Source organism: Neobacillus pocheonensis (assembly GCF_050477905.1).
In the GTDB taxonomy this organism is placed as follows: domain Bacteria; phylum Bacillota; class Bacilli; order Bacillales; family Cytobacillaceae; genus Neobacillus; species Neobacillus pocheonensis_A.
On the sequence record NZ_JBCNAD010000038.1, the window covers coordinates 39,306 to 63,476 of the forward strand.

28 protein-coding genes are annotated in these 24,171 nt (G+C 36.9%); 20 read left to right on the forward strand and 8 right to left on the reverse strand.

The genetic code is table 11. The features are described from left to right. Positions 1–255: 255 nt before the first annotated feature. The 5 genes from spxA (at position 256) to pepF (ending at position 6,474) form a co-directional block, all read left to right on the forward strand. A complete protein-coding gene (gene spxA / locus ABES02_RS20425) occupies positions 256–651 on the forward strand; it encodes a transcriptional regulator SpxA (RefSeq protein WP_430139075.1) in 396 nt (131 codons plus the stop codon). Positions 652–963: 312 nt separating this feature from the next. Then, positions 964–1,635, forward strand: a complete 672-nt coding sequence (mecA, locus tag ABES02_RS20430; RefSeq protein WP_430139078.1) for an adaptor protein MecA — start codon at positions 964–966, stop codon at positions 1,633–1,635. A 74-nt stretch (positions 1,636–1,709) separates the two neighbouring features. Then, positions 1,710–3,221, forward strand: a complete 1,512-nt coding sequence (gene cls, locus ABES02_RS20435) for a cardiolipin synthase (protein ID WP_430139294.1) — start codon at positions 1,710–1,712, stop codon at positions 3,219–3,221. A 104-nt stretch (positions 3,222–3,325) separates the two neighbouring features. Beyond that, positions 3,326–4,522: a competence protein CoiA gene (locus tag ABES02_RS20440; protein WP_430139081.1), complete on the forward strand. Its 1,197-nt coding sequence runs from the start codon at positions 3,326–3,328 to the stop codon at positions 4,520–4,522. 134 nt (positions 4,523–4,656) lie between these two features. Continuing rightward, complete coding sequence (gene pepF / locus ABES02_RS20445; RefSeq protein ID WP_430139084.1) at positions 4,657–6,474, forward strand: oligoendopeptidase F; 1,818 nt, start codon at positions 4,657–4,659, stop codon at positions 6,472–6,474. 511 nt (positions 6,475–6,985) lie between these two features. Here pepF and ABES02_RS20450 read toward each other — a convergent pair. The 3 genes from ABES02_RS20450 to ABES02_RS20460 all read right to left on the reverse strand — a co-directional run bounded on the left by ABES02_RS20450 (position 6,986) and on the right by ABES02_RS20460 (position 9,034). Next, positions 6,986–7,855 carry a ClpXP adapter SpxH family protein gene (locus tag ABES02_RS20450; protein WP_430139086.1) on the reverse strand — a complete coding sequence of 290 codons (870 nt, stop codon included), beginning with the start codon at positions 7,853–7,855 and terminating at the stop codon, positions 6,986–6,988. Continuing rightward, complete coding sequence (locus ABES02_RS20455; protein WP_430139089.1) at positions 7,842–8,252, reverse strand: globin; 411 nt, start codon at positions 8,250–8,252, stop codon at positions 7,842–7,844. The genes ABES02_RS20450 and ABES02_RS20455 overlap by 14 nt, the downstream gene beginning before the upstream one ends. 191 nt (positions 8,253–8,443) lie before the next feature. Further along, positions 8,444–9,034, reverse strand: coding sequence for a CYTH domain-containing protein (locus ABES02_RS20460; RefSeq protein WP_430139092.1), 591 nt, complete (start codon positions 9,032–9,034; stop codon positions 8,444–8,446). Between the two features lie 123 nt (positions 9,035–9,157). Between ABES02_RS20460 and ABES02_RS20465 the strand changes: the two genes are divergently transcribed. Genes ABES02_RS20465 through ABES02_RS20480 form a run of 4 tightly spaced genes read left to right on the forward strand, consistent with a single transcriptional unit; the run spans position 9,158 to position 11,938 of the window. Beyond that, positions 9,158–9,517: a hypothetical protein gene (locus ABES02_RS20465; protein ID WP_430139094.1), complete on the forward strand. Its 360-nt coding sequence runs from the start codon at positions 9,158–9,160 to the stop codon at positions 9,515–9,517. A 17-nt stretch (positions 9,518–9,534) separates the two neighbouring features. Further along, positions 9,535–10,173 carry a GTP pyrophosphokinase gene (locus tag ABES02_RS20470; protein ID WP_430139097.1) on the forward strand — a complete coding sequence of 213 codons (639 nt, stop codon included), beginning with the start codon at positions 9,535–9,537 and terminating at the stop codon, positions 10,171–10,173. Between the two features lie 50 nt (positions 10,174–10,223). Further along, the gene (locus tag ABES02_RS20475; RefSeq protein ID WP_430139100.1) at positions 10,224–11,018 is read left to right on the forward strand and encodes an NAD kinase; all 795 of its coding nucleotides are present in this window, start codon (positions 10,224–10,226) and stop codon (positions 11,016–11,018) included. A 17-nt stretch (positions 11,019–11,035) separates the two neighbouring features. Further along, a complete protein-coding gene (locus tag ABES02_RS20480; protein ID WP_430139103.1) occupies positions 11,036–11,938 on the forward strand; it encodes an RluA family pseudouridine synthase in 903 nt (300 codons plus the stop codon). An 18-nt stretch (positions 11,939–11,956) separates the two neighbouring features. Here the strand turns inward: ABES02_RS20480 and prpE are convergent, their stop codons facing one another. Then, entirely contained in the window at positions 11,957–12,712 is a 756-nt protein-coding gene (prpE, locus tag ABES02_RS20485; protein WP_430139106.1) for a bis(5'-nucleosyl)-tetraphosphatase PrpE, read from the reverse strand. Positions 12,713–12,808: 96 nt separating this feature from the next. Between prpE and ABES02_RS20490 the strand changes: the two genes are divergently transcribed. From ABES02_RS20490 to ABES02_RS20500, 3 genes are all read left to right on the forward strand, one after another. Then, positions 12,809–14,668 (forward strand): monovalent cation:proton antiporter family protein, encoded by a 1,860-nt coding sequence (locus tag ABES02_RS20490; RefSeq protein ID WP_430139109.1) that lies wholly within the window; start codon positions 12,809–12,811, stop codon positions 14,666–14,668. A 105-nt stretch (positions 14,669–14,773) separates the two neighbouring features. Continuing rightward, positions 14,774–15,544: an enoyl-ACP reductase FabI gene (fabI, locus tag ABES02_RS20495; protein ID WP_430139111.1), complete on the forward strand. Its 771-nt coding sequence runs from the start codon at positions 14,774–14,776 to the stop codon at positions 15,542–15,544. Positions 15,545–15,657: 113 nt separating this feature from the next. Continuing rightward, positions 15,658–16,137, forward strand: coding sequence for a CotO family spore coat protein (locus ABES02_RS20500; RefSeq protein WP_430139113.1), 480 nt, complete (start codon positions 15,658–15,660; stop codon positions 16,135–16,137). A 45-nt stretch (positions 16,138–16,182) separates the two neighbouring features. Here ABES02_RS20500 and ABES02_RS20505 read toward each other — a convergent pair whose 3' ends face one another. Beyond that, on the reverse strand, positions 16,183–16,698 hold the full coding sequence (locus ABES02_RS20505) for a CotY/CotZ family spore coat protein (RefSeq protein WP_430139115.1): 516 nt from the start codon (positions 16,696–16,698) through the stop codon (positions 16,183–16,185). A 128-nt stretch (positions 16,699–16,826) separates the two neighbouring features. On the opposite strand from ABES02_RS20505, the gene ABES02_RS20510 reads away from it, so the two are divergent. The 8 genes from ABES02_RS20510 (at position 16,827) to ABES02_RS20545 (ending at position 20,499) form a co-directional block, all read left to right on the forward strand. Next, a complete protein-coding gene (locus tag ABES02_RS20510) occupies positions 16,827–17,183 on the forward strand; it encodes a DUF1360 domain-containing protein (protein WP_430139116.1) in 357 nt (118 codons plus the stop codon). Between the two features lie 81 nt (positions 17,184–17,264). After that, a complete protein-coding gene (locus tag ABES02_RS20515; RefSeq protein WP_430139117.1) occupies positions 17,265–17,393 on the forward strand; it encodes a hypothetical protein in 129 nt (42 codons plus the stop codon). A 159-nt stretch (positions 17,394–17,552) separates the two neighbouring features. Beyond that, positions 17,553–18,020 carry a YhcN/YlaJ family sporulation lipoprotein gene (locus ABES02_RS20520; RefSeq protein ID WP_430139119.1) on the forward strand — a complete coding sequence of 156 codons (468 nt, stop codon included), beginning with the start codon at positions 17,553–17,555 and terminating at the stop codon, positions 18,018–18,020. Between the two features lie 16 nt (positions 18,021–18,036). Then, complete coding sequence (spoVAC, locus tag ABES02_RS20525) at positions 18,037–18,513, forward strand: stage V sporulation protein AC (protein WP_430139121.1); 477 nt, start codon at positions 18,037–18,039, stop codon at positions 18,511–18,513. Next, positions 18,514–19,539 carry a stage V sporulation protein AD gene (gene spoVAD / locus ABES02_RS20530; RefSeq protein WP_430139123.1) on the forward strand — a complete coding sequence of 342 codons (1,026 nt, stop codon included), beginning with the start codon at positions 18,514–18,516 and terminating at the stop codon, positions 19,537–19,539. It abuts the gene before it with no gap. A 4-nt stretch (positions 19,540–19,543) separates the two neighbouring features. Next, the gene (spoVAE, locus tag ABES02_RS20535) at positions 19,544–19,900 is read left to right on the forward strand and encodes a stage V sporulation protein AE (protein WP_430139125.1); all 357 of its coding nucleotides are present in this window, start codon (positions 19,544–19,546) and stop codon (positions 19,898–19,900) included. 98 nt (positions 19,901–19,998) lie between these two features. Continuing rightward, positions 19,999–20,112 carry a YjcZ family sporulation protein gene (locus ABES02_RS20540; protein ID WP_430139127.1) on the forward strand — a complete coding sequence of 38 codons (114 nt, stop codon included), beginning with the start codon at positions 19,999–20,001 and terminating at the stop codon, positions 20,110–20,112. 132 nt (positions 20,113–20,244) lie between these two features. Next, entirely contained in the window at positions 20,245–20,499 is a 255-nt protein-coding gene (locus ABES02_RS20545; RefSeq protein WP_430139296.1) for a stage VI sporulation protein F, read from the forward strand. Positions 20,500–20,520: 21 nt separating this feature from the next. Here the strand turns inward: ABES02_RS20545 and ABES02_RS20550 are convergent, their stop codons facing one another. The 3 genes from ABES02_RS20550 to ABES02_RS20560 all read right to left on the reverse strand — a co-directional run bounded on the left by ABES02_RS20550 (position 20,521) and on the right by ABES02_RS20560 (position 24,136). Next, positions 20,521–22,812, reverse strand: coding sequence for a UvrD-helicase domain-containing protein (locus ABES02_RS20550; protein ID WP_430139129.1), 2,292 nt, complete (start codon positions 22,810–22,812; stop codon positions 20,521–20,523). 382 nt (positions 22,813–23,194) lie between these two features. Beyond that, positions 23,195–23,617 (reverse strand): GNAT family N-acetyltransferase, encoded by a 423-nt coding sequence (locus tag ABES02_RS20555; protein ID WP_430139130.1) that lies wholly within the window; start codon positions 23,615–23,617, stop codon positions 23,195–23,197. A 6-nt stretch (positions 23,618–23,623) separates the two neighbouring features. Further along, positions 23,624–24,136 (reverse strand): YjcG family protein, encoded by a 513-nt coding sequence (locus tag ABES02_RS20560; RefSeq protein ID WP_430139132.1) that lies wholly within the window; start codon positions 24,134–24,136, stop codon positions 23,624–23,626. Positions 24,137–24,171: the final 35 nt, after the last annotated feature.

A 24,171-nucleotide genomic window follows, 5' to 3' on the forward strand; every position in this document is an offset into this window, starting at 1 on the left:
AGTCACTATTTTTGAAACTTTTACATGTATTATTCGTCTAATAATATGAAACAGATAAAATTGTAGCTCTTATTGTGATTTAACAATTTTTTAAAAAAGGATATCCTTTTTAGAAACAGTGGTGTATAATAAATGATATAAATTCCTTATTTATAATAATTTTAATTATTAAAGCTTCTGTTTTTTTATACTATGACTTATTCTTGATATCTATATAAACTTAATTCGTAAATTAAAGAGGAGTGTGGAGAATAAATGGTAACATTATACACTTCACCAAGTTGTACATCATGTCGCAAAGCAAAATCATGGTTAGAAGAGCATGAGATCCCATACAAAGAAAGAAATATCTTTTCTGAACCTCTTTCAATGGAAGAGATAAAGGAAATTCTTCGTATGACAGAGGACGGAACTGATGAGATTATTTCCACCCGATCAAAAACTTTTCAAAAACTAGATGTAAATTTAGATACCATGCCTCTTCAAGATTTATTTAAATTGATAAAAGAAAATCCAGGCCTCCTAAGACGTCCAATAATAATAGATGAAAAGCGTTTACAGGTTGGATACAATGAAGATGAAATTAGACGTTTCTTGCCAAGACGAGTGAGGACATTCCAATTACGTGAAGCACAACGAATGGTTAATTAAATAATTAGGCCTTCTTCTAAAGAAGGTCTTTTTTACATTAGGAATGTTTGTTTTTCTGGGTTAAATTTGTTATAATAAAAGGAATATCCTATTCATTTTATCCCGAATAAATAGGCTTATAATTGATTTTTTTAATTTAGATTTTTTTATTTCCCTTATTAGTTCTTTTGTCATAAAATGAAAGTGCAAGAGTATTTACTTTTTTGAAAGTGATTATTGAATAAACCTTTTTATTTGAGTAAATGCTAATTGGCATTATCTGCTGGGGGTATTTAGTCCCTTCAATATCGACAATGGAAGGGAGAGGTAAAGTTGGAGATTGAACGCATAAATGAAAATACAGTAAAATTTTATATTTCCTACGGTGATATAGAAGAAAGAGGATTTGATCGCGAAGAAATTTGGTACAATCGCGAACGTAGTGAAGAACTCTTTTGGGAAATGATGGATGAAGTTCATGACGAAGAGGAGTTTGTCGTCGAAGGACCCCTTTGGATTCAAGTTCAAGCTCTAGACAAGGGTTTAGAGGTCCTTGTTACAAGAGCCCAGCTTTCAAAAGATGGCCAAAAGTTCGAGCTCCCCATCCCTAATGATAAACTAAAGGATTTACCAGTAGACGATAAAATTGACGAGCTCTTAGATCAGCATTTCAATTCAAATCATGGTGATGAAGACGAGATTTTACTCGAAGAAGTGACTTTGGAGTTTATCCTCGCCTTTAAAGACTTTGAGGATGTCATTATGTTATCGAAGCGTTCTGGATTGGACGATTTAGTAACCAAGTTATATCACTTTGAAGGAAAATACTATTTATATACTGAATTTCCGGAAGATTTATTTGAAGAAGATGAAATTGATGACATTTTAAGTATATTACTTGAGTATGGTTACGAGACACAACTAACTATTCATCGGATTCAAGAATATGGAAAAGAAATAATTTCTGAAAATGTTTTTGAAACATTGCGAGAACATTTTAGCTAAACAAGTACCGATTTCAGTATTGAAATCGGTATTTTACTATGATTTAAATTTGGATCTTCTGGCAGGTGAGGACACTGAAAAACACTGTAAGGGTTGTGGCCTTTCTTTTAATACTATCCACACTATTGTTTTTCTTTAAGGGTCAATTGGAAAGTGGGATACTTGGCTTCTTAAGCGTTTTAATATCGCTTTCAGTCATTTTTATTGGCTTTGTTATCTTTTTAGAAAACCGTCATCCAACCCAAACCATTACCTGGCTTGTTGTATTAGGAAGCTTTCCTCTCGTCGGGTTTATCTTTTACCTCCTTTTTGGTCGTAATTACCGCAAGGAGAAGATGTTCAGAAAAAAATATTTCCTTGATAAACAAGCCTTTCTTACTATTGAGGGGGAAAATGATCCAAGAAGTGAAGAAAAGCTTAATCTCTTGGGTGAGCATCATGGAAAACTATTTACTTTAGCTCAAAAACTTGGTAATAGCCCCATTTCCTTCGATACTTCAACAAAAATATTAACAAATGGGGTAGAAACGTTTCATCATATCATCGAACAATTAAAAAAAGCTAAACATCATATTCATTTAGAATACTATATCGTACGCCATGATCATATTGGTCAGGAAATTAAAAATATTTTAATCGAAAAAGCGCAACAAGGAGTTAAGGTGCGATTTTTATATGATGCTGTAGGTTCTTGGCAGCTTTCAAAAGGATACATTAATGATTTGAAAAATTCCGGAATTGAAACAGTTTCCTTTGGACCGGTTAAGTTGCCTTTTTTAAATAATAAATTCAATTTCCGTAATCATCGTAAAATCATTGTTATTGACGGAACAATCGGCTTTGTTGGGGGATTGAACATTGGTGATGAATATTTAGGCAGAGACAAAGAAATTGGTTTTTGGCGTGATACACACTTAATGTTAAAAGGAGAAGCTGTTCGAACTTTACAACTCATTTTTCTTCAGGACTGGTATTATATGACCAATCATAGTTTTTTAACTGCAGAATACTTATCCCCACAAAATGATTTTAAAAGCCACGGTGGTGTTCAGCTTATTGCCGGGGGTCCTGATAATGAATGGAGTGTAATTAAAAATATCTTTTTCTCGATGATTGCTGCGGCCAAAAAATCTGTTTGGATCGCTTCACCCTATTTTATTCCAGATGAAGATATTTTTTCAGCTATAAAAGTTGCGGCATTAAGTGGAATTGATGTAAGGCTGCTCGTTCCGAATCGGCCAGATAAACGGATTGTATTTCATGCATCCAGATCCTATTTTCCTGAGCTACTAGAAGCAGGGGTAAAGGTATACGAATATGAGCGAGGTTTTATGCATAGTAAAATTGTCATTGTTGATGATGAACTTGCATCCATTGGCACGTCTAATATGGATATGCGAAGCTTTCATTTAAATTTTGAGGTCAATGCTTTCTTATTTAGGACAAAAAGCACACAAAAATTAGTTGCAGAATATACTAATGATCTTAAATCTTCCAAGCAGCTTGATTTACAAACCTTTGAACAGAGACATATTGGTTTTAGATTACTAGAATCAACAGCCCGATTGCTTTCTCCGCTTTTATAATATTGATAATGAGGAACTCGTCGACTGACGAGTTTTTATTTATGTAAAAAAGAGGTTTTTGACGAAATTTGGCGAATATTTTTATGTGAAAGGAGGAGAAACCATTGTTAACTGCAAATACGAAATCAGGTAAAAAAATTTCTCTTGGATATAATTATAGAAAGGAAACTCTTATTTCCCTTCGGAATAATGAAGAATTTCTTTGCCCAATATGTGGGGAAAGTGTTTGTCTAAAATTAGGGGATCAACGAATTTTTCATTTTGCTCATCAAAGAGGTGGGACTTGTAGAGAGGTATTTGAGAATGAAACTATAAACCATATGGAAGGGAAGCGACAACTTTTTCAATGGCTTTTAGGGCAAAAAGTTCCTGCGGTCTTAGAGTTTTATGACAAGGCAATAGGGCAGCGCCCAGACATAATGTTTATTTATAGGGGTAAGAAGTTCGCATTGGAATATCAATGTTCCCCATTACCAGAAAAGGATTTTATCAAGAGATCTAATACTTACATTACACATGAATATATTCCACTTTGGATTATCTCTGCCAATCATATCCATCGAAAAAGAATTAATATCATGGCATTCTCCAATTTTGATTATTTATTTTTACGGAATACTCCATTAGAAAATTACTATATTCCATCGTATTGCCCCGAAAGAAGACAATTTCATATCCTAGAATCAATTCATCCCATTTCAATAAAAAATGCTTTCGTTCAACATTCTATATTTCCACTTAATCAATTAAGTCTAGAAGGACTTTTAGAGCCTAAATTATTATCGAATCTAAATAGTGAAAACTGGGGTAAAGAAATGGATTCGTTTATTATTAATTGGATGCTCCATCCTAACCCCAAGCAAAAAAATTTTCTAAATGAGGTCTATAATCGAGATCTGAACATGTTTTTACTGCCACCTGAAATTGGCCTTCAAATTCCTCATTCAGTCCTAATTCAAACACCTCCTATTATTTGGCAAACCTATTTATTTCTTGATGTGCTTGCAGACAAAAGGCCAAACGATATTCTAACACTTAAGGAAATAAACTTTCATTTCAAAAAAAGGGTCTACAGAAAGGAAATTGTTCTTCGAAAATTGCCGCTGTTAGATTCACTCCATCCAATCACTGCAGAGATTTCCTATTTACGATGTTTAGCTAAGCTTGGAATATTATCCGAACATGGAGAAAACAGTTTTAAATTAGAGAGAAAAATAATGATTCCAAGGTCAAATCGAGAAAGAGAAGAAGCAAAGCTAGGCTTCCATCAAAAATATCTATATATGCTAACGAAACAATAAATGAAATGTGCGCAATGGGCATAATATAGAGTGGAAATTGGTTTCTTTTCTAAACCTGAAAAGAGGAAATTGGAAGGATTAGGAGAATATAAATTTAGAATGAATTTTTCGTCAAAAAGAATGGAGGATAAATGATGGCAAATGAGGCAGCAGTAAAATCGCTACCAACAAGAAGTGAGATTTCAGTTGAGGATACATGGAGATTAGAAGATATCTTTGCAAGTGATGAGGAATGGGAAAAAGAGTTCCAAGCTGTAAAAAGTCAAATTGGCGGTATTAAAGAATTTGAGGGTAAATTGGGTGAGAGTGCTGAGACCTTTTATAAAGCCCTTCAATATCAGGATAAATTGCTCGAGAGAATAGGAAAGCTTTATACATATTCCCATATGAGATATGATCAGGATACAACAAACTCCTTTTATCAGGGCTTAGACGATAGAATGAAAGCTCTATATTCCCAAGCTGGCAGCCAACTTGCCTATATTGTACCTGAAATTTTAGCGATTGAAGAAAGCAAAGTAACTGGTTTTTTAAAGGAAAAGCCAGAATTAAAGCTTTATGAACATGCAATTGCGGAAATTAATTTACAGAGACCACATGTTCTGACTGCTGAGCAGGAGGCATTGCTTGCAGAAGCAAGTGAAGTAATGGATGCTTCTAGTAATACATTTGGTATGCTGAATAATGCTGACTTAGAGTTTCCATCAATCAAAGATGAAAATGGGGAAGAAGTAGAAATTACTCATGGCCGCTATATTCGCTTTTTGGAAAGCAAAGATCAGCGGGTAAGACGTGATGCCTTTAAAGCAGTCTATAAAACATATGGAAATTTTAAAAATACTTTCTCTAGTACTTTGAGCGGCAATGTGAAAAAAGATAATTTTAATGCAAGAATTAGGAAATATGATTCTGCAAGACATTCAGCTCTTTCGGCTAACAATATTCCTGAAAGCGTCTATGATAACCTTGTTAATACAGTTACAGATAACCTTCATTTATTACATCGATATGTAAAGCTGCGCAAAAAGGTTTTAGGCTTGGAAGAGCTTCATATGTATGATTTGTACACACCGCTTGTGAAAGATGTAAAAATGGAGATTAAATACGACGAAGCAAAGGATTTAGTTATTAAGGGATTGGCGCCATTAGGTGAGGAATATTCTAAAATCTTACAAGAAGGTTTTGAAAACCGCTGGGTCGATGTTCATGAAAATAAAGGTAAACGCAGTGGAGCCTATTCTTCAGGAGCATATGGCACCCATCCATATATTCTCATGAATTGGCAGGATAATGTGAATAATCTATTTACTCTTGCTCATGAGTTTGGCCATTCCGTGCACAGCTATTACACTAGAAAATCACAGCCATATCCGTATGGAAACTATTCGATCTTTGTGGCTGAAGTCGCTTCGACTTGTAACGAAACACTTTTAAATGATTATTTATTAAAAACAATTGATGATGAACAAAAAAGGATTTACTTATTAAATCATTATTTAGAAGGTTTTAGAGGAACTGTTTTCCGCCAAACAATGTTTGCTGAATTTGAACACTTAATTCATCAAAAAGCACAAAATAATGAAGCCTTAACGGCCGATTCCCTAACGGAGAGCTACTATGCTTTAAATAAAAAATATTTTGGTGACGAGGGTATTGTGTTAGATGAGGAAATTGGATTAGAATGGGCAAGAATTCCACATTTCTATTACAATTATTATGTTTACCAATACGCAACCGGCTTCAGTGCTGCCACTGCCTTAAGCAAGCAAATTTTAGAAGAGGGAGAACCGGCGGTAAAACGTTATATCGAATTTCTAAGTGCAGGTAGTTCGGATTACCCGATTGAAGTGTTAAAGAAAGCGGGAGTCGATATGACCAGTGCTGACCCAATTAAAAATGCATGTAAGGTATTTGAAGAAAAACTAAACGAATTAGAGCAGTTGTTATCATAATAAAAAAAGGGATGGTGCCAATGTGGCGCCATCCCTTTAAAATCCTCTAAATCGTTTTCGGTCATTAAGATAAAATATAAAAATAAAAATGGATACAAACAAAATCGGAGTACTAAGTAAAATCGGAAATATTTTAAGTAATGCAAGAAGATGAAGGAAAAAAGCGATCAAAATAAAAAAAATCATAACGATAAAAGGAAATTTGTCCAAAACGATTTCCACCTTTTAAAAGAGATTTAATACTAAGTCTATTGTCCATTTCATGAATTTATTACTTTTTGACAATAATGTGAAATAACACACAAACTCATTGTCAGTCTGTTGGCCACCATGCTATATTTAATACGTGAAGTTGATCACTACAAACATATACCCCTTTGTTTGACCGTGAAAAATTTCTCCCATCCCCTTTGTTCGTATTAATAAAAAATGCCTTGCAGCCGTAAAAACTGCAAGGCATTTTTATTTATTGTTCAACTATAAAACTGTCGGAATTTTATAACCAACAGTTTTATTCTTCGATATATCTCCAAAACGTTCCATATTTTGCTGGTATTTGTTCGACTATTTGCTTTAATAGAAGTTTTTTCATTTCTTTTTCAATCTGTGAAATGGACATATTATATACGACAGCAATTTCCTTCGAAGCAACAAATTTAAAAAACTTTAAAAAAGTCTCTAACGGTGGAGGGGATGATTGGATCGGCTTTTCCGTCATCATTTCCTCTAAAATTTGAACATAAACCTCATATGGATAGGTACCAGTTATCTTTATTCCTTCATCCTCGACATTTTCATTAAAAAATACTAAGGTTGGAATTTCTTGAACATCCATTTCTGAAGTAATCTTTAAATCACATTGAAAGGCTTTTGCGGCACTTTCAGAGTGCATGTCATTAGTGAATTCTTCTATATCAAGCCCGGCTCTTTGGGCACAATGCTTAAGAACTTCTAAATCTGAAATATTCCTCTTCTCTAAAAATAATACTTCTTGTACTTTACGTAAGAAACGGATTCCAGCACGTCTCCCTTGTAATTCTGCCGCTTTTAAGGCAATGGAAACATTATATGGAGTATTGATCGGATTTTCTAACCAAAGGCTTCCGTCACATGACATTCCCGACCTACTCGCTGTTTTTTCCCATAAATCAGCCATACTCTCATAACTTTTCTTTCTGCTTAGATTTAAATTAGCCAGTCTTCCACTTAAAACATGTTTAATTGAAAAATAACGCCCATATTCAATCTGCAACTTTTTTAAGATTGGTTCAAGTGCCCAACATTCAGGACATAAAGGATCGATAAACATGTAAATTTCAATCGGCTTTTTATCGGTACAATTTTGCTTAGAGCTTGAATGCCAGGAACTATTCACGATCATCACCAGAATACTCTTCAAATTCAGGAGTATTTATCATATGTTGGGCTGTTAGGTAAAGTCGTGAGTAAAATTCATCCCTAATTGGGCCGCTTAATCCAATCATATCCATCGCTTGAGTCATACAAAATAACCAAGCTTTAGCACGAGTTGGAGTAACAGGAAAAGGCAAATGACGGGCCCGCATCATTGGGTGACCGTGTTCCTCTGTATAAAGGCTTGGACCGCCTAAGTATTGTGTTAAAAATTGCTTTTGTTTACGAGCAATTTCTGTAAATTCATTTGGGAATATTGGAGCAAGATCAGGATGTTGTGCAACAAGTCCATAAAAAGTATCCACAAGACGGTGTAGAGTTTCCTCCCCAATAGCTTCAAAGGGTGTAAGCTTTTTCTCTATCATGTTGACAACTCCTTTAATGACTTTCGTATGTTTTATTTTAACAAGGCATTTTTCATATCTCAAATAAATAGCCTTAAAAAGGCAAATTTAACAGTTTAACATGTTATTTAATGTATGCAATGAAGTTATTTCTTAATAGAAAAAGGAGAAAATGACAAATGGAAATATATCCATATAATCATTATCTCCAATTAGATTTGCTCATGGTTCGCATATTTTTGATTATAAAATCGTTGAATTTTGTTTTCTGTTTTTCTTATAGGAATATGGTATTGATCAAGTAGTTGAAGGAAAATAAGCTTTCCTTCTTGAAAATTTTCCGCTTCAAATTCTAATTCATAATCCTCTTTGTTTAAATATTGACTATGGTCTAGGACAAGTAAGCCTTTGGTGTATTCGACTTCGACCCTGTTAGTTAGCAATGATCCGAAGTATTTTAATTCAGAAAAAGAAATACCGATTTCTTCGATTATTTTTTTTATATTTCCAAACGGAAGTTCCCCAACCTGAAACGCATGAAGCGCTTCTTCAGTGGTAATTAATTGATTTGTTTCAAGGAGGCCAACATCAGCAGGCTGTTTCAGGGTCATTTCATAATCATCTTGTTTTCGGCGAATTCTTAACGCAGTGACTCTACTCTTTAAGGCAAAATCAGACGTATCAAAATAGTGGTTTTCCTGAGTGAAGATTTGTTTTTTATCTATATTGAATTCATTTAAAAACCTTTCATATTCCTGCCTTGTTAGCAAATTTTTAAATTCGATTTCAACCTGTTGCGTCACTTACTGTCATTCCTTCCAATTAATTAGTCATTTCATTATCTCATGAATTACACAAACTGCAATCCTTGGGAGAAATGGGTGAATTATGCTAAAATAGGGGAGTGAACGATGGAGGTAAATAATATGAAAAGTAGAATATCAATTCTTAAAACAAACATAACTGATAATAAGCTTCTTTTAGAGGCTGATGTTCCAATTGACGGGTTAAACCCATCAGGTCAAATTCTTGTGGATTCAGACAAATATTCCTTCATTTATATAATGGAGGATCCAGAAGATTATACATATATCGTTTTACCTGAACCAATTTGGACCTCAATTAAAACCGCATATGATCAAAAGCTTCCTGTATGGATGATAAAAAATGACCAAGAAATAGAATTAATAAATTTTCATGATGAATTAGAATTTGTTATTAGCAATATTAAAGGAAATAGTAATTATGGGCATGAAATGGTCACAAAGGTTGAGAGTATTTTCTAGATATTGAGGTGGGATTCATGAAGCATTGGGACCAATTTTTAGCGCCATATAAACAAGCAGTAAATGAATTGAAAATAAAACTAAAGGGAATAAGAGGACAGTTTGAACTTGACTCAACACATTCTCCTATTGAATTTGTAACGGGAAGAGTTAAGCCTATTGCAAGTATCCTTGATAAAGCAAATCAAAAAGGAATTCCACTAGATAAATTACAAGAAGAAATGCAAGATATTGCAGGGATGCGTATTATGTGTCAGTTTGTAGAAGACATTCATCGGGTTGTTGGCCTATTAAGAAACCGTAATGATTTTGAAATCGTAGAGGAAAGAGATTACATTTCCCATGAAAAAACAAGCGGATATCGTTCTTATCATGTTGTCATAAGCTACCCAGTCCAAACAATAAATGGGGAAAAGAAAATTCTTGCTGAAATTCAAATCAGAACATTAGCGATGAATTTTTGGGCAACAATTGAACATTCTCTTAACTATAAATACAAGGGCGTTTTTCCAAGCGATATAAAAATGAGATTGCAAAGGGCTGCTGAAGCGGCATTCCGCTTGGACGAGGAAATGTCATTAATACGCGGAGAAATCCAAGAGGCACAGGCTTTTTTTACCAGAAAGAAAGAACAGAAACAAGAAGAACAAAACTAATTTCCAGAACCGCCTTTTGAAATTTTTTTTGAACAAGGAGAAATACTGATATGAAATTTGCAATTACGTCAAAAGGAGATCAAAAATCAAATATATTGATGCACAAAATGAGAACCTATTTACTTGATTTTGATCTTAAGTACGATGAAGATCAGCCTGACATCGTTATTTCGATTGGCGGTGATGGAACGCTGCTTTATGCTTTTCATCGTTACAGCAGCCGTTTGGATAAAACTGCGTTTGTCGGGATTCATACAGGGCACCTGGGCTTTTACGCGGATTGGATTCCAGATGAAATTGAAAAGCTTGTGATTGCGATTGCGAAAACCCCTTATCAAGTAGTGGAATATCCGCTCCTTGAAGTTATTATCCGTTATTCACATGCTGGAAAGGAATCAAGGTATTTAGCTTTAAATGAATCGACTGTTAAAAGTGTTGAGGGAACACTAGTGATGGATGTTGAAATTCGCGGTCAGCATTTCGAACGCTTCCGGGGTGATGGGCTCTGCGTTTCTACTCCATCAGGCAGTACAGCCTATAATAAAGCACTTGGCGGGGCAATCATTCATCCATCCATATCCGCTCTTCAAGTGGCAGAAATGGCTTCTATTAATAATAAAGTTTTTAGAACGGTAGGTTCGCCGCTCATTCTCCCGGCCCATCATACTTGTATGCTTAAGCCTGTTAATCGCTCTGATTTCCAGATTACCATTGATCATCTGACATTGCTTCATAAAGACGTAAAGTCGATTCAATTCCGGGTACCAGATGAAAAAATCCGTTTTGCTCGCTTCCGTCCGTTTCCATTTTGGAAAAGAGTACACGATTCCTTCATTTCTGATTAATCTGGAGGCCGTAATAGATGTTATCGCAATTTCAAATGAAATGGGTCATTGAAGGTGCCAATACCGGAATGCTAGTCAAAGAATTTTTAAAAAAGGAAGAAATATCGCGCACAGCCTTAACAGATATCAAGTTTAACGGCGGGAAAATTCTTGTTAATAATGAGGAAGTAAATGTCCGCTATAAGCTTCTTGAGGGTGATCAGTTAAAAGTTATCTTTCCTCCAGAAGACCCAAGTGAAGGGTTAAAAGGGGAAGAAATCCCCTTAGAGATTATATTTGAAGATGACTACCTGCTTGTTGTAAATAAGCCCGCCCGTATGAATACCATACCATCCAGGGAACACCCAACTGGCAGCTTAGCGAATGCCCTCGTTGGCTATTATGAAAGCATAGGACTGCAAGCAACTTCTCATATCGTAACAAGGCTGGATAGAGATACTTCAGGAATTGTTTTAATTGCTAAACATCGTTATGTCCATCATTTATTTAGTCTAATGCAGCGGAGTGGTCAGGTGAAGAGGACCTATGAGGCTTTTGCAGAAGGTTCGATAAAAGATGATGCAGGAACAATAACCGCTCCAATTGGCAGAAAAGCGGATAGCATCATAGAAAGAGAGGTCCGAGAAGATGGACAATATGCCCGCACCCATTTTCAGGTGCTAAAGAGGCATCATTTGTTTACCCATATCGAACTTCAACTCGAAACGGGTCGGACCCATCAAATTAGGGTACATATGTCATACATCCGGCATCCACTTCTTGGAGATGATTTATATGGTGGGCGAATCTCATTAATGGAAAGGCAAGCCCTTCATTGTAAAAAAATCAAATTTATCCATCCATTTTCAAAAGAAACGATGACCTTTTTTGCACCTTTACCTGCTGAAATGCTAAATATTTTAGAGGCTGACCCGTTTTAAAAAGGTCAGCCTTTTTTATTATTTGCTCCCAATGAGGTCGAAATGTTTAAATTTTTCTGGAATGTATGGCATAGTAGAAGGGACCGAAACTATTTCCATTTCGGGATATCTTAAAGCTGTTAGTTTTCCACCGAATACTGCTCCGGTATCAATATTATAAGTATTATTAATGATTCTAGGTTCATTCACTGGAGTGTGGCCATAGATAATACAGGCATTCCCATGATAGTGTAGAGCCCAATCCCTTCTAATAGGTGAGCCGTCAGGGTGTTTTTCACCCGTTATATCACCATATAAAACAAACTCTTTTACTTTTGAGTGTTTTTTTCCGATATACTCCTGTTTAATTCCTGCATGGGCAACAACTAATTTTTGATCGTCAAGTACTAAATAAAGTGGTGCTTGTTCATATAGTTCAATAAATTTTTGACGAATGGATTGCTTATCCTTTTTATATAATGTTTCATATTCTGCTACAGTTGTTTCAAGTCCGTGAGTAATCTGAACTTTGTTGCCAAGGAAGAAGCGGTAAAGTTTATTGCAGTGATTGCCAGGCGTATAATATGCTCTTTTATAATTATTAACCAGCTCCCAAACAATTTCCGCTACTTTAAGTGATGCTGGCCCTCGGTCCGTTAAGTCGCCAACAAAGCCCAGCATCCTTTTTTCAGGATGAAGTGGAATCCCGTTTTCCCATCTATATCCAAGTTTATTTGTAAGATCTTGAAATTCAGGTAAACACCCATGTATATCGCCAATTATATCAACGTTCATAAACAATAACCCCCTTCATTCTCAATTATTTTTTGTATTATAGTCGTTTTTTATCAAAAGAATCCTTGCTTCGTGGGTTCAGTAGGAGGCATAAAAATGGAACAGCATTTATCTGTCATTTCTTTGCTAGTTGTGGTCACAATGGCCTTTCTAACACCAATTATGTTGCATCGATTTAAGTTGAATTTTATTCCCGTTGTTGTTGCAGAAATTATTATGGGACTTATTATTGGAAAAAGTGGATTTGATTTGGTTCATGAGGATGTTTGGCTATCTACTTTGAAAACCCTTGGGTTTATTTTTCTAATGTTTTTAAGTGGTCTCGAAATTGATTTTACTGCCTTCTCTGGAGGTAACAAACGGGAGACACTTCCTAATGGAAAGAAAGAGCCAAATTCGTTTGTAGTCTCCTCTCTCATCTTTTTAGGAATTTTCATTTTTTCACTTGGATTATCTTTCTTGTTTGTTTTGGCAGGATTTATTGATAATGCCTTCTTAATGACGTTGATCATTTCGACCATTTCGTTGGGGGTGGTTGTCCCAACCTTGAAAGAAGCGCATTTAATGAAAACGGTTATTGGCCAAATTATTTTGTTGGTAGCGGTCATCGCTGATTTAGCTACAATGATTTTACTTGCCGTGTTTGTTTCGCTTTATGAAGCGGGACATGGGAATACATGGCTGCTGTTGATTTTATTTGCGGCAGGTGTCGGACTTTACTTTATCGGAAAAAGATTTAAAAGCCGGAGCTTTGTGCAGGCATTATCAACGGGAACGGTTCAAATTGGTACGAGGGCGGTATTCACACTAATTATTGTTTTAGTCGGACTTTCAGAAACAGTCGGAGCAGAAAACATTTTAGGGGCGTTTTTAGCAGGCGTTCTTGTTTCATTACTGTCTCCAAACCAAGAGCTTGTACATAAGCTGGATTCTTTCGGCTATGGATTTTTAATCCCAATTTTCTTCGTGATGGTCGGTGTAAATCTCGATGTTTGGTCATTATTTAGTGAAAAAAAGTTGCTATTATTAATCCCACTCCTGTTGATTGGACTGCTATTATCTAAGCTAGTACCTGTGTACCTTTTAAAAATTTGGTATGATACGAAAACAGTTGCTGCATCAGGTTTCCTTTTAACATCGACACTTTCGCTTGTCATCGCAGCTGCAACCATTGGAGAGCGGATGGAAGTAATAACCGAGCAAATGAGTGGAACATTAATATTAGTTGCTGTTATCACGTCTATTTTTACACCGATTGTCTTCAAAAAACTGTTTCCAAAAGAAGCGGCTGCCAGTAAAAAGGTCAGTGTAGCTTTCTTAGGGGCCAATCAGGTTACGCTGCCGGTTTCCCGTGAATTAAAATCGGGTCTTTATATTCCGATTCTTTATCATACTATCATGGAAAAGTCAGATAGACAGATTGCCGACTCTCTTTTTGATATAGTGGAAATCGAGGATTATTCAATGGAGACAATTGCGAAAACAAAGGTTTATCAATCAGAGATTGTCGTGATTTCAACAGGTGATGAGAAGCAAAATGCGGTGCTCTCACTTGCGGCAAAAGAAAATGGAGCTCCAAGGGTCATTGCCCGGATTGAAAGTCCAGATTTGGAGCAAAGTCTCCGTGAGCAAGATATAGAAGTGTTTTCCTCTTTTATGTCAACGAAAGCATTGCTCCGGGCATTAATTGAATCCCCGAGCATTATAAATATTTTAACGAACCAAGAAACGGGGCTTTTCGAAATAAAAATGATGAACGAACATTTTGATGGAATGTCGTTAAGGAGATTTCCGTTTACAGGAGATATCATTTTTGTTCGGATTTTTAGAGGGAAGGATTCCATTGTGCCACATGGTGATACGGAGCTGCAACAAAACGACCGTCTAATCGTAACTGGTTCAAAGGAATATGTTGATGAACTGAAAAGAGAGCTGGAATTTTGTGAAAACTGTTAAAAAGTAGTCTAATCCTGGTGCCCTGCTTTTCATTTTTCTTAAATTAGTGTACAATTAGTACCAAGTACTAATAACACGTATTTATTGTGGGAGGAATTTTTCAAGATGAATCTTTCATTAGCTGGTAAAACATATGTAGTAATGGGTGTTGCCAATAAACGTAGTATCGCATGGGGAATTGCACGTTCACTTCATAATGCTGGGGCACGGTTAGTGTTTACGTACGCAGGTGAGAGGCTCGAGAGCAGCGTTCGTGATTTAGCAGGTTCTTTAGAAGCAGAAGGCACGATTGTGCTTCCATGTGATGTAACAAGTGATGAAGCAATTGCCAAGTGTTTTGCAGAAATTAAAGAAGAAGTAGGAGCGATTCACGGGGTTGCGCACTGCATCGCCTTTGCCAATAAAGAGGAACTGCAAGGCGAATATATGAATACAACGAGAGAGGGCTTTTTGCTCGCTCAAAATATCAGCTCTTATTCCTTAACAGCTGTGGCGAAGGAAGCTCGCGGCTTAATGACTGAAGGCGGCAGTATTGTAACTCTAACCTACTTAGGTGGAGAGCGCGCCATTCAAAACTATAATGTTATGGGTGTTGCCAAAGCCTCATTAGACGCAAGTGTTCGTTATTTAGCGGCCGACCTAGGTAAAGATAATATCCGTGTCAACTCTATCTCTGCTGGACCAATTCGCACCTTGTCAGCTAAAGGTGTAAGTGACTTTAATACCATTTTAAAAGAAATTGAAGAAAAGGCACCATTACGAAGAACGACAACACCTGAAGAAGTGGGTGACACCGCTGTATTCCTTTTCAGTGAACTCTCTCGCGGAATCACAGGCGAAAACATTCACGTCGATTCTGGATTTCATATTCTTTAATTTAGTAAGCCCGCTGTCCAAGCGGGCTTTTTATTTGTAAAAAACAATATGAACGAGGATAGGCAAATCGCATACATATAAAGTGAAGGAATATGTAATGGAGGTGCTTTAGTATGTCAAAAAAAAGGAGTCAAGAACCGCTGCTCTTTATTAATCAGTCAAACTCCAAGACTCCATTGAACAATAACATGCAGGAAATTTATACAAACCGGCAAGAAAAGGAGCTGCCAAAGGAAGAAATCCCTAAAGAAGAACCAAAAATGAAAGCGAAAAAGGATGCAATTCATCAACCCATTCAAAAAGATATTCCCAAAACAGAAGTTGCTTCGCATCAAGAAAATAAACAACCTTCTTTTTCTAGAGTGAAACCTTTTAAGGAAATGGATATAAAGGAGCGGTTAGAATATTTAATAAACTTTCCGAAGGTTCTCCCACCTGCGCCATGCGTACTATATACAGTCGATAAAAGCTATCAAGGTTACCTTAAGGAATATGCTGACAACCAGGTGACCATCCAATTACCGAATCAATCAATAAAAACCGTAGCTTTCGAAGACATAAAAAATGTCGTTATGATAGGGATTAAACGATAAGAAAGAATTATAAAAAGCCAGCCGATTCCCGACTGGCTCATTTACTTAAGCGTTACAAATTCCTAGGTCAACGTCCGCAATACATTGAACAGCACAGAAACATTTTAAATCAACAGTGACACAGTCGTTACTAGCACGGAAACGTTCAACCTGGCAAACTCTAGTAAGGTCAACACAGCATCTGTCTCCGCTAGAAACTAGATTGACTGGAACAAAGTTGCCGCCTTCTCTTCGGCCAGGTACTAATACCCGAAGTGTTGCACAACAGTTATCAAATACATCTTCCACACGGAAGAAGATTGATACACAAGCGTTGCCTTCGCCGCTAAAGAAAGCATGGAATGGAGATCCATCCGCTGTACTTAATACAAAAACACGAGTATCAACCGGATCTCTTCTAGTTGGTGAAACTAATGAACCAAGTGGTTCATTAAAACAACTGGTACACTCCGCACATTCCGCTTCTTCTACTGCATTATCTTGAATATCTTTTATCGCACGAACTACTTGACAAACGCAGTTTCCGTGACGATCATCATGATCATGACATCCACAACCCATTTATTTTTCCTCCTTAAACATTGTTATATTTCTTACACTACTAACATATTTTACAGAGCCTTTTTGGGTAACGGACAAACGCCTTGAATAGAAAAATTAGGCGAATAAAAGGAAGGGATAGATGTAATATGGATATAAGTATCATTAACTTACTCATTTTATCCTTGGCCAGCTTTAGGCTTACAAGGTTACTTGTTTTTGATAAAATAACTGTATTTATCCGTGCCCCGTTTTTTGATGAAATAGAAGAAGAAAACGATTCTGGTGAAATAGAGGTTTATTACCTGCCAAAGAAAAGAGGAGTAAAAAAGTTTTTTGGCGAGCTTTTGAGCTGTTATTGGTGTACGGGAATTTGGGCTTCTGCTTTAGTAGTAGCATTTTTTTTACTGATACCTAGGTATTCAGCACCGATTATTCTTATCTTAGCCATTGCTGGCCTTGCCTCGATGATTGAAACAATTGTACATTATTTTATTGAAAAATAATGTTTTTCGTGGAGACAAGACTTCCTTATTCCTCATATTCTATCTAGTAGCAATTGTTTTGTATATGGAGGGAGAGGTTAAATGAGCGACAAGAATGGCACAAATAACGAAAATAAAAAGAAAAAGAGTTCGAAATCTGATCAAGGCTATCAACCATCAAAGGCAATTAAGTCACAAGGATGCGGCTGTGGTAAAAAAACATCAAAGTAATCTCGTGGAAACTGCTAGTTATGTCTAGCAGTTTTTAATTTTCTTTAAAATTAGATGGTAGTAAAAATTTAGTCTTATCGAGTAATAATTTCACAGAATGTCGAAAAAACTACATGGTAGCAGAATGTCAAAAAAACTCAATCAAGGGAAGGAAATCATATGCACATTATTCTTCGATTGATCGTCATAGTATTTCTTGCAATACTTTCCTCCTGCAGTCAAAATCATCAAGCGAAAGACAGCAAATTGGCCCTTTTGAAAACGACGAATCCTAATCCAGTCATTACAGATAAAAAAAAGAATAGTGACGGAGTAGAAGAAATTAAAAAAGATGTTAGCGAAATGCCGGAATTATATGATGTCGCTGTCATAAAAGGGAAAAAAGATACACTCGTTGTTTACAAGGTTAAGCATTTACATCGGTTCCGAATGAAGCAAATTGAAAAGAATGTAAATAAAATGCTAGAAAAAAAATATCCGAAAGAGAATTTTACTGTTTCAAGTGACTATAAAATATTTTTGGAAGCAGTACGTCTGGATGAACGAATGAAATCCAAGAAATTTACTCATAAGGATGCAGAAAATCGGTTTAAGGAAATCGTCAAAATGACAGAAGAATTGAAGTGAGAAAGGGTGAATAAAGATGTCGAATAAGCAAAAAAATATGACGCCCCAGCAGAGAAATTACCAACAACTTCAGCAAAAGCATGAGATTAAACGCCCTGTTCTAAAGAATTGTGTAAAAGCATTTTTTGTAGGCGGTATCATTTGTGTCGTAGGCCAGGCTATCAGTTATTTTTACATATATTTCTTCAATTTTACGGAACAAAGTGTTGGAAATCCGACTGTAGCAACAATGGTCTTTTTATCGATGCTTTTAACCGGTTTTGGAATTTATGACCGAATTGGACAATTTGCGGGTGCTGGCAGTGCAGTTCCAGTAACCGGTTTTGGGAATGCTGTTATTTCTGCTTGTATCGAGCACCGAACAGAAGGACTTGTTCTTGGTGTTGGCGGCAATATGTTTAAGCTTGCGGGCTCAGTCATTCTTTTTGGTGTATTCTCAGCGTTTGTGGTAGCACTTGTAAAAACGTTACTTGTTATTTGGGGGGTTTTGTAATTGTTAAAAGGGCATCAATCATGGGTGTTTGAAAACCGGCCAATGATTTCAGCAAGAGGTGTAACGGGTGGCCCTTTCGAAGCGAATGGAAAATTGGCGAATGATTTTGATCTCTTATATGAAGATTTGTGGATGGGAAAAGAATCCTACGAGAAAGCCCACAGGCTACTACTTGAAGAGGCCATTAAAATCACTTTAGAGAAAGCAAAACTCCAAAAGGAACAAATCCAATTTTTATTTGCAGGAGATTTAATTAATCAAATTACCCCTACGAGCTTTGCGGCTAGAACGATGCAGATCCCATATTTCGGGCTATTTGGAGCATGCTCCACTTCGATGGAAGGATTGGCTTTAGCATCGTTTGTTGTTAATTATCAGGGTGCAAAAAATGTATTAACTGGTGCATCAAGCCATAATGCAGCGGTCGAAAGACAATTTCGCTATCCGACAGAGTATGGGGGTCAAAAGCCGCCAACCGCACAATGGACAATCACAGGTGCCGGGGTTGCGCTTGTACAGCCAAACGATTCAGAACGGGTTGAGCCTGTAACTACATCAGCGACGATTGGTAAGGTTATAGATATGGGGTTAACGGACCCATTTAATATGGGCGGGGCTATGGCACCCGCTGCAGCCGATACGATAATGGCCCATTTTCGCGACCTACAATTAGATCCATCCCACTATGATCTAATCGTTACTGGTGATTTAGGTAGAGTTGGTCATGATACAGCTTTTGAATTATTAAACAAAAGTGGTCTAAAAATGGAACGAAAACAATTTCAGGATTGCGGATTATTAATGTATAAGGATGACCAGCCCGTTCAATCTGGGGGAAGCGGGGCAGGCTGCTCTGCTACTGTATTGTACGGACATTTACTAAATGAAATGAAAAAGGGTACCTATAATCGGATTTTGGTTGTGGCAACAGGTGCACTGTTATCCCCTCTCAGCTTTCAACAAAACGAATCAATTCCATGTATTGCGCATGCTGTCGCCATTGAAATGAATGGATATAAGGGGTGAGTTTATGCTCGCGATGTTTTTTTGGGCATTTGTGGTCGGTGGATTAATATGTGTGATAGGGCAGCTTCTTTTTGACGTTGCTAAGCTGACTCCAGGGCATACATTAAGCCTGCTCGTTGTTGCGGGTGCTGTTTTAGATGGGTTCGGCCTATATGAACCACTCGTGGATTTTGCTGGTGCAGGTGCAACCATTCCCATCACAAGTTTCGGAAATGCCCTAGTTCATGGAGCATTGCAGGATGCCAAGGCACACGGAATTATTGGGGTGTTAACTGGTATGTTTCAGGTGACAAGTTCAGGAGTTTCCGCCGCCATTATTTTTGGTTTTATTGGAGCACTCATTTTCAAACCCAAAGGGTGAAAAAAACACATTTTTTTAGCCAAGTAAGTCGCGCCTATACATTTTTTTAAGTACTTTCATATGTTATTAATGAAACTAATAAGGTGAGGTGACTATCTATGTTCTATGGATGTGGCGGCTACGGTTATGGTTACGGCGGCTATGGTTCAACTTTTGTATTAATCGTCGTATTATTTATTCTGTTAATCATTGTTGGTGCAAGCTTTTATTAATCAATTTGAGAGCTTGACAGCGATGGAAGGGGTTGGCCATATATTTGGCCAGCCCTTTCTTTTCCTTTGATTCACAAAATCACTCCGCCTTCATACAATAAAGTAGTTTATGAAGGAGTGTGAATTTTGAACATGGATAATGGTTTCTTTAAAAACATAGAAAAGAAAACGGGCGTAAATATGAAAGAAATCTTTGAATTAGCAAACTCCTTACAGCATGCAAATTTTAAAGATGAACAAACAGTCCGTAATGTGATTAAAAGAGTTTCTAAGATTGCAGGTAAAAAAGTGAGTCAGGACCTAGAAGATCAAATTGTAAAATCAATTATTAAAGACGGTAAACAACTTGATTTCAACACTATTTCAAATATGATTAATAAAAAATAAAAAATGACCTCATTCCTAATCTTAGGAATGGGTCTTCTTCTTTTTCAAGAGTGGTGCGAGAAATCTAGAACGGTTTGCTTTTTTTCCGCGTCTATTATCAGGAACTGAAATTAGTAACTGTTCACAGGCACGAGTCATCGCAACATAAAATAATCTCCGCTCTTCTTCTAGTGCAGATAAGTCACCATTTCGATAAGCATCCAAAGCAAAATCATGTGGCAAGCTGCCATCGATCCCACCAATGATATAAACGGTGTTATATTCAAGGCCCTTTGACCGGTGTATGGTACTTAGTGTAATGGCCTCGGTAAAATGCTTACTTAAATTTTTAATTTCCTTATTCATGGCAGACATATGTTCAGCATGTGCCAGCAATGCCTCAATGGAGTCAAAACTTTTTGCTGCCACTTTCAAATCCTTTAGGTCATCGGAGCCTTTTTCCAACATGCTCGCTTCATTACCGCGTTTTTTGAGAAAATCAAGAAAACCAATTTCTTTTTCAATTTTTCCTATGGCTACTTGAGGATTCAAATGTTTTAGGCCACGTATGATGTTAACAGCCTGCTTCAATTTTTTTTCTTGAAAAGCATGGGCTGTTTTTAGGTGTGATAGTGCCTCTAGAAAAGTACAGTCCTGTAAAATACTGATTGCCTTGATCTCTTTTATAGCCGTCTGTTTTAAAAATAATAACGGTAAAATATCTGAAAGTGCATGAGGATCTTCCTCGTTCAAACTAACCTTAAGAAAGGAGAGGACGCTTCTGACAATGTATCGATCGTAAAAAGCTTCAGCATCTAAATCGATTTTAAAAGGAAGATTGGAGCCTGCTAATCGTTCAAACACAGCTCTCGAGGCAGCATTGGTTCTGAAAAGAATGGCGAAATCAGAAGGGTTCGCCCCTTTTGAGATGCATTCTTGAATATCTGTAACAATCATTGTTGCTTCTTCTTCTTCATCATATGGGAAAAACATCATCGGGAGGGCTCCTGATGAAAATTGTGCTTTCATTTTTTTCGCTCTTCTGAACTTATTAGCAGCAATCATATGATTAGCTGCTGTAACAATTTCATGAGTAGAACGATAATTCTGATCTAGAGTGACTAGGTTGGCGAAAGGAAAATCCTTTTCAAAGTCCAACAAGTAACTTGGATCACTTCCTCGAAAAGAGTATATGGCTTGGTCATCGTCACCAACGGCACAAACATTTTTATGCTTGCCGGATAATAAATGAATTAGTTCATATTGAACCTTATTGATATCCTGAAACTCATCTATTAGAAAATAATGGAAGCGGTCTTGATACTGTTCAAGAAGGGAAGCGGAAGATCTTAAGAGTTGGTAACAGCCTAAAAGCATATCATCAAAATCAAATAGCCCCTCTTTTTGTTTGAATTCTTCATATCGTTTATATAATAATGCCGCACTTTCCTCCCATTCAGATGCGGGTTTTATTTCGTTAGGCATCAGCAGCGAGTTTTTCCAAAAGCCGATTTGCTGAAGCGCTAAATCATAAGCAAATTCTTTCTCAGATAAGTCAAGTTCTTTTCCAGCTTCCTTTAAGATTTTTTCACGCTGCCAATCTTTTTTCAGTAAATTGTTAGATGACCAATTTGCTGCATCATGAAACATGAGGATGCGATAAAAAATACTGTGAAAGGTGCCACTGACAAGTTGATTAATTTTTTCACGCTTCATTTGCGGATAGGAAAGTAATCGGTTTTTCATTTCTGCAGCTGCTTTTGATGTAAATGTAACGAGCATCATCGAACGTGGATTAATTTGTTTTACTTCGAGCATATAGGCCGTCCGAGCAGTAAGCACGCGCGTTTTTCCACTTCCTGCACCGGCAAGTACTAATAAAGACCCCTCTGTTTCTAAAACTGCTGCAGCCTGATTATCATCTAGGAAGACCCCATTTTCTGCTAATCGATGTAAATAGGGAGAAAAATCTTGGTTTTTCCCGGTCACAGTCTTTTTAAAAGGGACTTCAAATTTAATAGTTTTTGCGGGTTTGAAAAGTTCTTGGAAAGTGGAGGTTTCTGTAATGGTTCTGCCTTGCGGTATCTTAAATCCGTTTTGCTCGATAAAGTGCTCTTTTATTATTGGAAGACTGGGTTCCGGGCATTGTTTTTCAGGTGTTTGCGCATGAAAAAAATAAGGTGATGCCTGGATTCCCAGAAATAGTTTTACCTTTTCATTGCACACCGGGCATTTCAATTCTCCGTTTTTTCCTGCAATAAAAATCTTTTGGTATTGATCACGATTTAAATGATCAAGGTTAATAATCTGTTTTTGATACATAGCTGTTTTCATTTTATAAACCCTCTATTTCGAAAAATAACACATTTTCTATCATATCAAAACCTACTCATAACTAAAAGTATCTAAGCGGGATAGGTTTAATTAACCAAAAGGTTCTATTAAATTTGGCTGTTGATTTCCGCTCCAGGCGCAAAGCGCCGCGCGGGCCGGGGAGCCTCCTCGGCGCTTTGCGCCTGTGGTCTCTCCTGCCCCGTACTCCCGCAGGACATTGATTTTACTTCCTCGAATCTGCCCACGCACGAAGGAAATGCGGTAGCATTTTCGAGGAGTCGAGCGCCTTACACTCCAATCAACAGAGTATAAAAAAACAATAATTTCGTTTAACAGAGCCAACCAAAAAGCACTTGCTGTTTTTCAGCAAGCGCTCTTCAAATTATATTTCTTTAATCATTGTTTTGTGTGGAATTCCTGCATCCAAAAATTCCTCTGAGACAACATCATAACCAAGACCGGCGTAAAAGGGAATGGCGTGTGTTTGGGCATTTAGCTTTAATTTGTGAAGCCCGTTTTCACTAGCGTGGTCCTCTATTTTCCTCATAATCGCTTTTCCTGCACCCGTTTTTCTGGCTTCTTTTGATACGCAAATCCGTTCAACCTTACCATACCCATCGACAACACGGAATCTGCCTGCCCCGACAGGTGATCCATTTTGGTACATGACAAAATGGGTTGCTTCATCTTCGTATTGGTCAATTTCCTCTTCTAGAGGGACATTTTGCTCCTCCACAAAGACAATTTTTCTGATGGAATAAGCATCTTCTAGTTCTTTTTGATTTTCGACAACTTTAACAGTCACTTTCAATTATTCCTTTCCAAGACGAAATGTTTCATAAACGGTCCAAGAACCATTTTCTAATTGATAAAGAAGATGGAAACGATCAACCGTTTCTTCATGGTTAATTTTAGTCATGCGGAGTGAACCAAACACATCCGAATGCTCATCATTAGACAACTTTTGGCCAATCGTAATATGTGGGACGAAAGCATATTCTAGGTTTTGTTCACTGAATTCTTGATTAACCGCAGCATGCAATGAGGATAACTCTTCAGTAGGCTCTACTTTAAAATAAATAACATTATTAACAGGCTGAAAAGAGCTGATTTTAGCTGTTTTTAACGAGAATGCATTGGTACTTCTCGCGATTTCGCGTAAATTTTCAGCAAATTCTTTTGCCTCTTCTTCCGTTGCTTCAAAGGAATTCTTCAGCGTAAGGTGTGGAGTAATTAAGGCATAGTGCGGGTCATAGCGCTTGCGATAGGAATTAGCTAAATCCTGAAGTTTTTTGGACGGAAAAATAACAACGCCAAATTTCATAAGTATACCTCCGTAGTAAGAAAATGTTTTTATAG